The 13,918-nt window shown below is 59.4% G+C and carries 10 protein-coding genes and 1 pseudogene; 5 read left to right on the top strand and 6 right to left on the bottom strand.

The genetic code is table 11. The annotated features are described in order from the left end of the window. Nucleotides 1-99: 99 nt before the first annotated feature. Nucleotides 100-425, top strand: a pseudogene (locus AC13F2_RS11575) (transposase); the annotation flags it as partial. After that, nucleotides 417-872 (top strand): RES family NAD+ phosphorylase, encoded by a 456-nt coding sequence (locus tag AC13F2_RS11570; RefSeq protein ID WP_482965511.1) that lies wholly within the window; start codon nucleotides 417-419, stop codon nucleotides 870-872. The pseudogene AC13F2_RS11575 and the gene AC13F2_RS11570, both read left to right, overlap by 9 nt. A gap of 474 nt (nucleotides 873-1,346) precedes the next feature. Here the strand turns inward: AC13F2_RS11570 and AC13F2_RS11565 are convergent, their stop codons facing one another. The 6 genes from AC13F2_RS11565 to AC13F2_RS11540 all read right to left on the bottom strand — a co-directional run bounded on the left by AC13F2_RS11565 (nucleotide 1,347) and on the right by AC13F2_RS11540 (nucleotide 8,524). Continuing rightward, nucleotides 1,347-4,421, bottom strand: coding sequence for an AAA family ATPase (locus AC13F2_RS11565; RefSeq protein WP_230279136.1), 3,075 nt, complete (start codon nucleotides 4,419-4,421; stop codon nucleotides 1,347-1,349). Beyond that, nucleotides 4,418-5,563, bottom strand: coding sequence for an exonuclease SbcCD subunit D (locus tag AC13F2_RS11560; RefSeq protein WP_230279137.1), 1,146 nt, complete (start codon nucleotides 5,561-5,563; stop codon nucleotides 4,418-4,420). Before AC13F2_RS11560 ends, AC13F2_RS11565 begins: the two co-directional genes overlap by 4 nt. Before the next feature lie 333 nt (nucleotides 5,564-5,896). Continuing rightward, nucleotides 5,897-6,175 (bottom strand): hypothetical protein, encoded by a 279-nt coding sequence (locus AC13F2_RS11555; protein ID WP_230281957.1) that lies wholly within the window; start codon nucleotides 6,173-6,175, stop codon nucleotides 5,897-5,899. Beyond that, on the bottom strand, nucleotides 6,073-6,504 hold the full coding sequence (locus AC13F2_RS11550; RefSeq protein WP_230279138.1) for a thermonuclease family protein: 432 nt from the start codon (nucleotides 6,502-6,504) through the stop codon (nucleotides 6,073-6,075). The genes AC13F2_RS11555 and AC13F2_RS11550 overlap by 103 nt, the downstream gene beginning before the upstream one ends. A gap of 193 nt (nucleotides 6,505-6,697) precedes the next feature. Beyond that, nucleotides 6,698-7,498 carry an ATP-binding domain-containing protein gene (locus tag AC13F2_RS11545; protein WP_230279139.1) on the bottom strand — a complete coding sequence of 267 codons (801 nt, stop codon included), beginning with the start codon at nucleotides 7,496-7,498 and terminating at the stop codon, nucleotides 6,698-6,700. Nucleotides 7,499-7,531: 33 nt separating this feature from the next. Then, nucleotides 7,532-8,524, bottom strand: a complete 993-nt coding sequence (locus AC13F2_RS11540) for a helix-turn-helix transcriptional regulator (RefSeq protein ID WP_482965289.1) — start codon at nucleotides 8,522-8,524, stop codon at nucleotides 7,532-7,534. Between the two features lie 75 nt (nucleotides 8,525-8,599). On the opposite strand from AC13F2_RS11540, the gene AC13F2_RS11535 reads away from it, so the two are divergent. The 3 genes from AC13F2_RS11535 (at nucleotide 8,600) to AC13F2_RS11525 (ending at nucleotide 13,776) form a co-directional block, all read left to right on the top strand. Further along, entirely contained in the window at nucleotides 8,600-8,866 is a 267-nt protein-coding gene (locus AC13F2_RS11535) for a DUF4258 domain-containing protein (RefSeq protein ID WP_230279143.1), read from the top strand. An 81-nt stretch (nucleotides 8,867-8,947) separates the two neighbouring features. Next, nucleotides 8,948-12,052 carry an SNF2-related protein gene (locus tag AC13F2_RS11530; protein ID WP_230279144.1) on the top strand — a complete coding sequence of 1,035 codons (3,105 nt, stop codon included), beginning with the start codon at nucleotides 8,948-8,950 and terminating at the stop codon, nucleotides 12,050-12,052. Further along, entirely contained in the window at nucleotides 12,049-13,776 is a 1,728-nt protein-coding gene (locus AC13F2_RS11525; protein WP_230279145.1) for a hypothetical protein, read from the top strand. The genes AC13F2_RS11530 and AC13F2_RS11525 overlap by 4 nt, the downstream gene beginning before the upstream one ends. The last annotated feature ends 142 nt before the right edge of the window (nucleotides 13,777-13,918 follow it).

Here is a 13,918-nt window from a genome sequence, read left to right as displayed (position 1 = left end):
TTTGAGGTTGTAAATTAGGGAAGGTTCGGGCTTCGTCGCAGTAACGAAGGAACGAAGACTATGCCCAAATCCTCGGATGCAAAATCCCTTGCCTAGAAGGTGGTAGAGGACATCCGCCGCAAGACCCGCCGACACTTCTCTGCTGAAGACAAGCCTAGGATCATGCTTGAAGTCTTAAGTGGAGACGACTCCATTGCCCAGCTTTGCCGCAAGGAAGGTATTGCCCAGCCTGTACTACACCCGGTCGAAAGAGTTCATGGAGGCTGGTATGCGTCGCCTTGCGGGTGACATCGCCCGTGCCGCCACCACGGATGGGGTGAAGGATTTGCGCCGCGAGACCCGCGATCTGACGGAATGTGTGGCTGACCTCACTCTTGAGAAGCGTCTGCTCCAAATAAAAGCATGATCGCGGATGGGTGAGACGACGATCGAAGAATTCCCTGCTCTACCTTCCCAATGAATATTCAGCCGCGCAGGCACTGGCATCGCAGCTGCGTGCCGCTAACTCCGACGGGATCATCTATCAAAGTGTTCGAGATAATCGGGGCGAATGCGTTGCCGTTTTTCGGCCACGGCTACTCTCAAACTGCCGCCAAGAGCGAAATCTTTTCTACGTTTGGGACGGCAAGGGGATTTCGAAGCTCTTTGAAAAAAGCAAATTTACCGAGGCTGCTCGTTTCTCGATTAAGCCCCCCCCCACAGCCTTCAGGATTGTGCAGCCGGTTGGGACCGCATGCTGCAACAACGGCCCATGCGAGATCAGGCCAATCAACTTCAACGCGTTTTCCAACGATTTGCTTGCCTCTCTACGGCAGCAAGCTTCGTCGCCGGCCATCCAAGGGTCAGTAGAAAACTGTCAAGAAGCTCTGTAGGCTCTTCAGCCTCGAGAGCGCGGGCGTTGTTCCAACGCGTCATGTCATCGGGGGCCAGTTCGCAAACCTCGGCCTCCAGCGCTAGGAGCTGGGTCTTCCCATATCCACGCAATGGAATTGCCACTGCGGCGCAGTGACTACGGATAAAAAGACGACGGAGCTCCTTCGATATTGGTCCATCGGCGGGGCAGGTCCCTGTATCCTTGCGACTATGGAACATGCGCCCAGCATTGTAGACCGTCGAGAACTTGTGGCTGTTCCCATCCCCGGCGGCATGCCGTCTGAAGATGCGGTCGTTCAGGCACTTTGCAGTGATCCCTATGTATCGCGGTCGTCCTGAATGATCATAAAGCGCATAGATCCCAGGTCCGGCCGGGACATCTGCAAGGCAAACTGGCGCTGCGTTCATTAGCGTGTCGAGGCATTTCGAGCCATCCCAACTGCGGGCAACTTGCCTAACCAAATCCGCTGACATCAAGCAGCTCTCCTTTCAATTCTGCTGCCACCAACGCCCTTGAGGATCGTGAAGCCTGTTGGCACGGCCTGCTGAACCAGTGGCACATGCGAGATCAGACCCACGGCGCGGCTGGCGCCGACAATGTCCTGGAGAACCTGTAGGACGCGGTCCAAAGTGCCGGTATCGTTCTCCGTATCGAGACTGCCGAACCCCTCATCAATAAAGATGGTGTCGAGGCGAATGGCCCCGTGGCTTGCTTCGACGATGTCGGAAAGCCCAAGGGCAAGCGACAAAGCGGCAATAAAGGTCTCACCACCAGAAAGTGTCGTCAAATCGCGAGCTCGACCCGTCTCAATGTCATGTACGCGAATATCGAGCCCGCGTTTCGAACGACCGCCTGCCGATTCCACATCGCGCTCGAGACGATAGCGGCCTGATGTCATCGGCTCGAGACGCAGATTGGCAGCCTCGAGCACTTGGTCGAACATTGCGCCAATGGCAAAGCTCTCCAGCGTTGTGTTCATTTCATTCTGCCCTGAGAAGGCGTCAGCGAGCGCGCGAAGCGGACCCGTCTCCTCTTCCAAGCGGCGGAGACGTGCCAACTCTTCCGCGAGCACATTCTTGAGGCTCTCCAACTTCTCGAGATTCGCCCTCATAGTGGCTGCGAAATCCACGGCCTCGTTCGCTGCCGTACGCGCTGCATCGCGCGAACCTTCGGCTGATGCGAGATCAGGGCGCTCAATTCCGGCGATCGCATCCGCTGCCTGCTTTGCAGCGCCCGTCGCCTCGCGCAGCGAGGTTTCGAAGTCCTCGACGGTTGCTGTCAGATCGTCGATTTCAGGGATGTGCGCAGCAAATTGCGCGTATTGTTCCGGTGACAGTCCTAGCTCAGCGAGCCTGGTCGCAAACTCATCCCGGGCGACTTTGCACCGCTTCTCGGCATCGATCTTCGTTTTCTCGGCGTTCCTCAGGTTGGCATTCGCAGTGGCGACAAGCTCACGCGCTGCCTGGGCATTGGCTTCAGCATCCGCCAAGGCCTGCTGTCGTTCCGCTATGGTTTCGACCATCACATCGCGAGCCGCATTCAAGCCGGCCTCATCGCGGTATTGCTCCGGCACACCAGCGATCTGATCCTCATAGGACCGACATGCAACTGCCTCAGCCGTTGTGGCAGACTGAAGCTTCTGCTGAGCCTCGGACAAGGCCTTGGCCGCGAGCTCCAATTGCTCTTTTGCCTCATCCATGGCCAGCTGAAGCTTCTGGATTTCGCCCGCCTCGCCCAGCCCGCTCAGTTCGGCATCAATCACTTCGAGCTCACGCTCAAGAGATGCGACGTCCGCTTCCGGCACTTCAATTTCCGAGAGAGCCTTCTCCCTGTCGGCTACCCGGCTCCGCGCAGAGCCGTGCGCAACCCTTGCCTCTTGGAGGTCGCCCGTGGCGCTCGAAAGCGTCTCGCGCGCACTCGCCAGCTCTTCATCGAGAGCATCGGGGTCGCCTTCCCCCAGAGCGGGGTGCGGGTGTTCGTCCGCGCCGCACACCGGACAGGGTTCTCCATCGACGAGGCGATGCGCCAGAATGCTCGCCTGCGCCGAGAAATATGCCGTCTCGGCACGGGCATAGCTCTCGCTGGCGGCGGTATGCGCGTCTTCCGCAGTTGCCAAATGCTTGGCGGCATTCCCTGCGCTCGCTTGCGCGGTTTTCAAAGCGTCCGCGGCTTTTTGGTATGCTTTCGCATGCCGCAGACCGGCATCGAGCGTAACCCGCTCACTTCGAAGCGCTAAACGCCTCAATTCGCTCTGCCTTGCTTGACCGAGGGTTGCCTCGCTTTCCTTATGGAGAGTGGTCAACCGGTCTACTTCAAGTGAGGCTGTATCACGCGCCTGCTCAGCCGCGACCTTTTCAGCAACCGCCTCTTCCATTTTGTCCCGCAGGTCCGACGCATCGGCCAAGGCTTTCTCGTACCGGTCAAGCTCGGCCTTCTGCCGCTGCAGACTGTCAATTTCTCCCGATCGATTTCGCTCGGCTAGCAGCGCAGCCTCGGCTTGTTTCAATCTGTCGGCTGCTTCAGCCGCTGCCGAAGAAACGCCTACCTCATCTTGCACGGCTTCGTTCAGCCGATCACTGGCCTCAGCTATTGCCTGCGCCTTGTCTGCGGCACGCTGAGCCTTCCGCGCGTTGTCTCTGCGAAGACGTATTTCGGCAATCTCGGCCTCCCGGCCCTCAAGAACCGTCAGCTGTTCCTTCGCGCGATTCGCTTCGACAAACCGCGCGTCAATGGCTTGGGCAGCGGCGTACGCCTGGTCGGCACTTGCAGCCGCCTTCTCCTTTTCCGCGCTTTCGCACGCCGCCTCTCGGCTCCTGGCCTGCGCCGCCTCAATCCCTTCGTCGAGCTCGTCGGAACTGTTAAAGCCCTCCGCCACCAACCGGCGTGCATGGACGCTGTAGCCATCCCGCACCTCGCGCTTCGCAGCGCTGGCCTCTTCCTTGAGGCGATCGGTGATCGATCGATACAGGCTGACATCGAACAGTTCGCGAAGGATCTTCAGCCGTTCGCTGCTGTCGGAGGTCAGAAACTTCTCAAATCGGCCCTGCGGGAGCAGGACGATCTGCCGAAACTGGTCGGCTCCATAGCCAAGGAGCGCGCTGACCTGGTCGGCGACCTGTCCGACCTTCTTCTCGGCAAGGATTACCCCGCAACCATCAAGGTTGATCATGTCGACCTCAATACCGGTCACATCGAAGAGCCATGCTGCATGTGCCTGGCTGGTCTCGCCTTCACCCCGCATCTTGGGCCGGGATTGTTCCGGCTGGCGGCGCACCAGATAGCGTTTGTCACCAAGCTCGAAGACGAAAGCGACCTCAGTTGGCATCTCTGCCGATGCATGCGCCGAGCGCAGCGTGGCTGTCGGCTGCTCCTTCTTGGCTGCCTCTCCAAACAGCGCGAAGGTCATAGCACTGAATATCGAGGATTTGCCCGATCCCGTGGGCCCGTAGATGCCAAACAGACCGGCATCGGTCGCGTCGCGGAAATCAATCGTCTGTGTTCCGGCGTAGGGCCCGAACGCATCCATTTTCAGCTTGATCGGCCTCACGCTGCGCTCTCCTCATGGTCCGCATCAACCAGGAATTGGTCGATCAAATGCTGTTCGGCATCCCCGGGTGCCTCATCGCGCACAAACTGAAGAAAATCGGCAATGATCGACTTGGGGTCGGTCAGCACCGGCTCGCTTTCGCTCCGCTCCTGCTGCTCCCGCTCACTGTTCCGATCGTAGGTCAGCTTGACCGCATTCGGGAATTTCTCCCGGATCCGCTTCATCGGATCGATCTGCGGCGTCTCGTCCGTGAGCACGACACCGGTGAAGTCGTGACAAATTTCAGGTGTCTCGATCAGCTCCAACAGTTTGCCTCGCACGGTCCTCACCGTGCGCGAGGGATTGAGCGGCAGGAGGTCGATTGTGACCGAGCCATCGGCTGCAAGGTCGATCAGCGTCATCGATTTTCCATCTCCTTCCTCATCAAGGCCAAAGGCAAGCGGCGCGCCCGAATAGCGGATATGGGTCGCCCCCACCTTCTGAGGTCGATGAAGGTGGCCCAGCGCCACATAATGCGCGCCATCGAAGGCTGATGAAGGAACGGTCTCGATGCCGCCCACGGTGCGCGACAACGGACGTTCACCTTCACTCGCTGAGGCTCCCTCGACAAAGGCATGCGCAACAATAACCCACCTGGCACCATCGGGGAGGTGGCGGCGGGCGCTTTCCACCTGCGCCCGCAGGACATCAGCAGGGCAGGCGATGGCCTCATCCTCGAAGCAGGCGCGGGCCGCGAACTCGTAGCAGAAGGGTAGAGCGGAGATCGCAACAGGCCCATGCTCGTCCTCGATGATAAGGGGACGCTCTTCAGCATCGACCGGACCTCGCACGAGGGCCCTTCCACCGGTCGGCAGGACGCCAAGCATGCCGATCTGTGCCGCTGAATCGTGATTTCCGGCGATTGCGACCACCGCCAAATCATTGTCCTGGGTGACGCGCTTGATGAAGTCGCCGAACCGCGTCAGTGCGCTTTGCGGCGGGCTGACGCGATCGAATATGTCACCAGCGATAATGAGGACATCGGGCTTCTTCTGCTCGATGGCCTTAGCGATCTGGTCGAGAATGACATCGTGGTCCTCGTCAAGCGGCAGTCCGTGGAACTGTCGCCCCAGGTGCCAGTCGCTGGTGTGAAGTATGCGCATCGTTGCTTCAATCCTCGCGTACGGTTGTGTGCGGGCTTGCCTTGCCGTGCTTAGTCGTCACGTAGCGGCCACTGATTGTGCTGCGGTAATGCGGGCCGGAGCTCCCGCTCCTGCCAGCTGCCTCGCGCACCGTCGTTCGCGGGTTCGACTTGCATTGAGCTTCCGAAACGTAGCGCCCCGTCTTTGCGCTGCGATAACTGCCACCCTTTGCCATCTGACGCCTCCTTCATGCCTATGCTGTCTCTCTTCCCGAACCGACTCGGCCCGAGACCCAAACTATGCGCGCAAGGGGTGACAAAAATAGTCACCCGCATGAATTCCTGGTGGGCAGCTCTAATGGAGCAAGCCGGATGGGAGCTGGAGCAACTGGTTGATCCTTTTCACAATCATCTGAATTGTGCGCGCGCCCTGCATGTCGCCCTCCGACATCTGCTTGTCGGCACGCATGGCCGCGATGATCAGCGCATCCTCACCATGCTCTGCGCAGGCCCAGATTTCCCAGTCAGAGATCACGAACAGCGATGGCCAGCCCAGTAGCGGTCCCAGCGCAAGGCTGTGCCACTTGCTACCATAGCGCAGGATAGATCGCCGCCACGCGGCGACATGCACCAAGCGGCGGTGCGATCGCCGCCTCCATTGCCGACCGAAACACAGGTCATAGTTGGTCCCCGGACAAGGACATGGCCGTTCGGCCCTCGCCCATAAGGCTCGCCAACCAGAGCAACGAGCGTGTCGCGCGCTTCCTCGGCAGACGCAGAAGGACAAGGCTGGTTGGAACGGCAGGTGCCATCGATCTCACGAGCAGCGATCCCGGAAAGTCTGACGCGAGGACCTTCAGCACACCAAACGGGGCCGTCACCATCCCAGACATGTGTAGGCGTACAGGCAAAGGTTTCACCGGCTGGGACCACCAAGACAGTCGTTAGAAGAATGCTCAGCATAACGGCGCGATCACCCCAACTTCCACAGCACCCTATCGAGCGAGACAATGAGGAAAAACGACCAAAAGGCGAGTGCGCCGCCCCACGGGAGGAGTGATTTAGTCTTCATGATAAGATTTTAGCTGGCCAACGGGTGCTTCGACAAGCCGAAGTAGCTGACTTTCTAAACGCCACATCCGCCAACCGAACGTATTCACCTTACGGCACCTGAGCGAACATAGGTAATGTCGGGCAGAACGGTCTCCCACTCGTCTCGCACGATAGCTTCCCGATACTCTTCAGCATTGTCCGAACGACGCCAGCGAACGACGGCTCCGACCTCGCCGTGGGCTATTTCATACCTGGCCGGAGGCGCGAAGGATCGGCTCATTCTGCCAATGATTTGGCCAGCTGCGTCCTTGATCATCCAGGCCTTCTCGCCTCTTTCCAAACTCACCCGATCACCCACCTGGCATTGCGCAATGGCCGCAAGGGAAGGATTGTAAGACTTCAATCGACCGGCAAATGAAAGATCCACCAAAGCCATGTCCGGCGGCTGGTAACTTCTTTCATCGAGCGGACCTTGGGCCGGATCGGACTGGACCGTTCTCTCAAGTATCGCGTCGGTCTCACCAGCTACGAAAGGGTGTGCGCCTTGTGTCACGATTGAGAGGCTGCGCCTTGCCCGTGTCATCGCCACATAAAACAGCCTCCGGGGCGCATCACGATCTTCATTCCTAGATTTACTTTGCCAGTCGCCATCGAGGATCACAACATCGTCGAATTCAAGCCCCTTCGCTCGGTGCGCCGTCAACAAAAGCAGCCCCTGCTGCTCACCCCGTGTTTCATAGGACCACTCCGCAATCCATTCGACCAAATCTGGCACCGCCATGCGACTGGCGCCAATCTCCCGACTGAGTGCATCGACGCCCCTTTCGAGAAGCCGGGTCCAACGATTGGCGGGCAAGCGAGCAAGAAACGCAGCCAAGTCGTCCGCGCTCAGTTTGAAACCCAAAAGTCCCCAGACTGATCTTGCCCCCGCGGCGATCTACGGGAGGGCAGGGAAATCGCCCCTTCTGAAAGGGTGGACCATGTCCCTGAGCGATTTAGGCTCCAAGACTTCGACCGCGTCGCCCCAGGCATAAAGATGCCACGCCATCTCCAGATGGCCTGAAGCATCGAATGTCACGATCAGCGAACCATCTTTAAGAAGCTCAGTGCGCTGCGAAGGATGAAATTGGAAACGCTGCGCCCGATCGACAGCTCGCGGCGCGAACTTCCAGACAACCTCGCCATATTCGGGATCGAAATGATAAGATCCAAACGCCCTCTGGGCATACTCGCGAATCTGAAAGTCAAGCGGGTATTTGAAGGAAGTGTCGGTCACTTCAGCCGAAACGATGTCTTCGACACGGTAATGACGATTGCGCCCGTCGCGCTTGGCCGTATCCACCGCCACCAGATAGCGCCGTGCTCCCAAAAGAATTCCCAGGGGTTCGATCAGTCGTTCGCTCGGAGCTGCATCACCCCGCGACTGATAGGCGATCCTAAGCAGAAACGGACCTTTCAGGGCCAGACTGATCGCGCGATCCACTTCCTCGAGCGAAGCAGGACCCGGTCCAGGTCGGGCCGCATACCCCATCGCCTCAAGCAGCGTCTCTTCATCCACTGCCAGCCGCGATCCGCTTCCAGACGGCAGAAGGGCGCGCACCTTGCGCTCTAGCGATGCCAGATTCCGTGCTTCTGGACCCATCCCTGCGCGCTCGAGCTGGGTAACCCCTGAGGTGAGCGCAACCAGTTCGTCCGCGCTTGGCGAGAGCAGCTGAGCAATCGCGCGCGCCGGAACGCGCCAGCGCGGCCTGCCAGCCTCGTCGATCTCGCGCTCCGTGGCCGGAAAGACCTCTTCCAGCGCCGCAGTCATGCGCTGCGCCGTCCTGCGCACCACAGCAAATTCCTGCTCGATCTCCGACAGGCAGACGCCCCGACTGCCCGTCGCCATCATCGCCAGCCGCAGCAGATCGACTGCCTTTCCAAAGGACATGCATTACCCCCATGACCGATTCTGTCGCCCCCACTGGCTACATCGAATGGACCAAACAAGGAAAGGACCGAATCGATGTACACCGCTCACGCTCAGACCCGCCTTCAGCAGCGCGGCATTCCGGGAGAAGCCGTTGATGCCCTGCTCGCCTACGGCAACACGCGCCGCCATCATGGCGCCGACATCTACTTTCTCGACAAGCAGGCTCGCTCCCGTGCCAGGGCCGCACTTGGCCAACGCACGTTCTGCCGCCTCGAAAAGGCGCTCGACGCCTATTTGGTCGTCGGAGACGATGGCACTGTGATTACTGCAGCGCACCGCCTGCAGCGGCTCAAATTCTGACACTGCGGCAGTATCGTCTTGACCAATTCACAATTACTTACAACACATTGCACCCCGCAAAGGGCGGAGTTTGGGGGCTTCATGTTTGCAGCAGGCGACCGGGTTCGGTTCAAGGACGATCCGTCGGTCATTGGAGTGGTCACAGGCGAGCGCGACTTTGAGCGTGCCGGTCGCCGCTTTATTGAAATCGAGCTTCCCTCAGGCCGCACCGCCTGTCCCGTCAACCAGCTCGAGGCAGTGATCGCAGCGCCTGACGCCCTGGCCGATCTCAAGTCCGGCAAGCTTTCCGCTCCTGCCGATCTCAGGCGAGCGCTTACCCATCTGCGCATGACCGGGCGGCTGGCCGACATGATCTACAGTATGGGGGCGACCAATACCGAATTTCACGCCTACCAGTTTAAACCAGTCCTAAAGCTATTAAACTCGCCGTCGCGCGGTCTCCTGATTGCCGACGAAGTTGGCCTCGGTAAGACCATCGAAGCAGGTCTGATCTGGACCGAGCTTGTCGCACGCTTCGACAGCCGCCGCCTGCTCGTTATCTGCCCCAAGGCCCTGGTTCAGAAATGGCGCGACGAGCTGCGCAACAAGTTCAATGTTAACGCGCCCGTCTGCAACGCGGCAGAGCTGCTTGAGATTCTCAAGGATGATCAGGTTCGCCGCGAGGGCTTCACCGCCATCGCTTCGCTGTCTTCACTGCGTCCACCGAGGAAATGGAACGACCCCAACGAGCCGGCCAAGGGTGCGCGCGCCGATCTGGCAACCTTCCTCGCAGATGCCGAAGACGACCTCTTCGATCTTACGATCATCGATGAAGCCCACCATCTGCGCAACACCGACACGACCAACCACCGCCTCGGGCAACTGATCTCCAATGTATCGGACTATTCGCTCTTCCTTTCAGCCACGCCGATCAATCTTCGCGCCAATGATCTGCGCGCACTTCTGAAGCTGATCGATCCTGATACCTTCGAGCGCGAGTGGCTCTTCGACGTTCTACAGGACGAGAACGCGCCGCTCATCAAGGCTTGGGAAGCAGCCCGCGACCGCCGTGTGCCTCTGAGCGAAATCGCTGAGATCATTGCCGACCTCCCCGAGGGCCAGGTACTCAAGACCGGCAAACGGCTGGAACGCCTGCGCGCCGAACTTACCAAGGGGATGGAAGATACGCCTTCAAACCGCGTGCGCCTTGCCGCGCGGATTGAAGAGATGTCGCTCCTGGGCTCGATCATCAATCGCACCCGCCGCCGCGACGTTGCCGAATTCAAAGTGCTGCGCAAACCACAGACCGCCGCGTGGGAGATGTCCAAGGCCGAGCGCGACTTCTACGATTTGGCCACCCAGCAGATTGAAGCCTATGCCTATGCGCACGACATCAACGAGCGTTTCCTCCTTGCCCAGACCCAGCGCCTGCTCGCCTCGAGCCTTGCTACAGCCTACCGCCACTGGGGCGGGCGCAGCGGTTTCCTCGAGCTCGACGAGGAAGAGGACGATGCCAGCCGCAATAAGATGCCAGGGCCGCTCATCGCCACACTCGGCGAGATTTGCGACGATCCGTTGGTGCTCGCCGAGCTCGAACGTCAGGATTCGAAAATCGACCGACTGACTGGCTGGCTCAAGACCATCCGCGAACGCGATCCCGACGAACGGATCATTATCTTCTCGAGCTTCCGCAAGACCATCGACTATCTCGCCAAGCGTCTCGGCGATGCCGGTTATTCAGTCATGGAGCTGCACGGCGGTATCAAGGCCGACCGCCAGGAAACCATTGCCCGCTTCGCCGAATCTCCCAGCGGCACGATCCTGTTGACCTCCGAGGTCGGGGGCGAAGGCCTCGACCTTCAGTTCTGCCGCATACTCTTCAATTGGGATCTGCCCTGGAACCCGATGAAGGTCGAACAGCGTATTGGCCGTATCGACCGCATTGGCCAGCAGTCGCCATCGATCGACATCATCAATCTGATCGCCGAGGATACGATCGAGCAGCATGTCTACGACCGCCTTTATCTGCGGCTTGGCATCATCCAGCAGACGCTCGGCGATTTCGAACCCATCCTCGGTGAGATCATCCGTGACATCGAGCTTGTTCTTACTGATCCCGAGCTTACGCAGGAGCAGCGCGACGCGAGGCTCGACCAATCAATCCTCGCTGCCGCCGAGCGCAAAGCGCAGGCCGAAGAACTCGAGCGCGAAGCCCCAGGGCTCGTCGCTCACGGCGACAGCATCCTCCAGCGCATCAATGACGCCCAGGCTCCCTTCAGGCGACTGACGGGTGATGATCTCAAGGATTACGTTGCCACCGCGCTCGTCAATCTCTTCGAGGGCTCCCGCGTCCAGCCGACCAGCGAGACCGATATCGAAGCTTACGAGATCAGGCTATCGCCCACCGCGCAGGCGCAGTTCTCCCTATATCGCACGTCGCAGGCGCGGCGCTATCCGACCCGATTTGCGCGCGAAGGGAATACAGGCGTCAAGTCCGTCTTTGGCAGCAACCCTGATCCGGTGAAGTTTCGCGCCATCGAAGCCATTCCCATGACGCATCCACTCGCCCGCTTTTGTGCAGGGCTGATCGAAGAGCGGCAATCGGGCATTACACCCCGTCCTGTCACAGCCATTCGCACGCCCGACCGTCCCGAGTGGGAGGTTGCACCAGGGCGCTACGCCATCTGCATCGAGAAGTGGTCGATGGAAGGCATCATCCCCATCGACCGGCTCGCCTTTGTCGGCGCGAGCCTGGAGGGCGGAGCGATCCTTCCCGAGGACATGGCGGAGCAAATTCTGATGGAAGCTCTGATCGAGGAGCCCGAGCTAAGGCCTCTGGGCGATGGGGAACAAGCCGCCACCGTTGCTCTGGTGGAGTCCACCATCCTGCCATCGCTTAACAGCCGCCGAACCGACTTCGAAGACGCGGAAGCCGCCCGCCATTTCGACCTTGTCGATACCCAGCTGGCGCTGATCCATGAGCATAAGGAGCGTGAGACGCGGCGCGCCGAAGAGCAGATCCACGATCACCGGCTTTCCGGGAGCGATCGGCGCATGAACCTGTCCTACGCCGTCAAAGCCAAGCTCGACAAATTCCTAGCCCGGATGGACCTGAAGCTCGCCGAGGTATCCAAGCGAACCCTGCATTTCCCCGCTCACTCCCTAGTCGGCATTGCCGTCGTCGAGATCGTTGGAGATGGCAAATGAGCAACAAAAAGCGCGGTTTTCAGTCCCTCAGCGATGCCGCCGACATGCTGAAGAAGGCTTTTGCCGATCAAGGCAAGGAAGCCAAGCCTGCATCCCCGGAGCCTAAGACTGCCACCACGAGTGCCGCCAAGAGCGAAGCGAACGGCTTTGCCGACATCGAGCAGGCCCTGCGCAGGAAGGCCAAAACTGAAGAGCGCAATCGCAAGAAGCAGCGAGCTGCGCAGAACAACGGCCAAGCGAAGGCTAAGGGAAAGAAGAAGCGCGGCAAGGCCGGCGGGATCAAGACGATCCTTAAGTTTCCTGGTGCCAAGGCGCTTCTTCGCCAGCTCAAAGAAGAGGAGCAGAACGCACGAGAGGGCGATAAGACGCCCGCGTCGGAACCCGCCCTGGATCCGGCTGAAGCACACAGGAAAGCCTTCAAGCGCATTCGCGAGATCGTCGGCTCCCGCTCACCTTCCATCGAGCCAAGGCCGAAGGCCATATCGGCGCATACCGCCCAGCAGATCGAAGCGCGCATCACGCGCGGCGCCGCCGACTTTGCAGCCCACCCGGAACCCGATCTCGACAACGGCTTCATCGTCGGCTTCGATTTCGGAACGAGCTCTCTGAAGCTCGCTGTGCGGCAACCCTACAAGGTCGGACCCAACATCGCGTTCCTGTCGGTACCTGACGAACTGCGGTCGGGCAGTCACAGCCTCCTATGGCAGACCGCGCTCTGGTTTGATCCTGAAAGCGAGACCTTTTCACTTTTCCCACAATCCGGGATGGCAGTGCTCGAAGGGTTCAAGACCGGCATTATCGGCGGACATGGGGGAGCGCGTGTGCATAATGACCTTCCGGTCACGCGCGCAGAAGCTGCCATTGCCTATATTGCACTTCAGATGGCCCATTTCTTTGGCTGGTACGCAGAGACACGCCCGCTCGCGTCGGGAGGCGAGCGCTTTCTGTCGATCAATATCGGCATTCCGGTTGCGGCGCATGACGACGAAAGGGCTTTCAAATCCTTCAGGCACATCGTCTCCGCTGCGCGCGAGCTTGTCCCATTTGCTGAGCAGCTGGCGCTCGCCGATGTCCGCAAGACGCACCAATCGTCGAGCGGCAGCCTGCCTGCAGGATGGGAACTCATTCCCGAACTGACCGCTGCCATTGCCGGATACACTTCCGAGCCGACCTCGCTCGATGGCGCACACGTCCTGATCGACGTCGGCGCATCAACCGTCGACATCGTGGCCTTCAATCACGTTCGCCGAGAGCGCAACGCCGTGATCAGTGCAGGCGTCGAACTTCTAGGAGCCGCAGCGCTCGAAGCCGCTCTTGCGGAAAACATAACCAATGAGGATTTCCGCTGGGCCTGTGATCGCCAGTTCAATTCCGTTTTTGGCGATGCCTGTCGTCCATCGCGCGGAAGCAATGGCTTCAGCCCCGTACTTCGCTCGCGCGAAGTGCAGCTCATTACGACCGGAGGAGGATGCGCGAGCACGCTGCACAGTACCTTTATTGAAGACAAGAATGATCCCAAGATTTTGGGATCGCTCCCGATCATGCGGCCGGAACCACCAGCTTTCAGCATCACCGGTGTTGCCGATCCATCGCGACTGCTCCTTGCCTACGGTCTGACCCGAGACATCCCCGAACTCCTCGAGCTCAAATTGCCTTCGCAGGTTCCGGATATAGAGCCGCGGCAGGGAGCGACGCAGCCCTACATTTCAAAGGACTACGTCTAGGTGACAGACTGTGTCATCTGATGCGACCCCAAGGCCTACGTAAAAGTATAAAACAAACTGTTTTTGTAAATTGGCGCAAGAACCTTCCTAATCCTACATCACTGCCATCGAAAAAAATTCTATCATTTTTATTACATCTGAC

Source organism: Qipengyuania sp. L-5Y, from assembly GCF_056859455.1.
The sequence above is the reverse complement of the archived record's forward strand: the minus strand, read 5'-3'. Positions and strand labels throughout refer to the sequence as shown.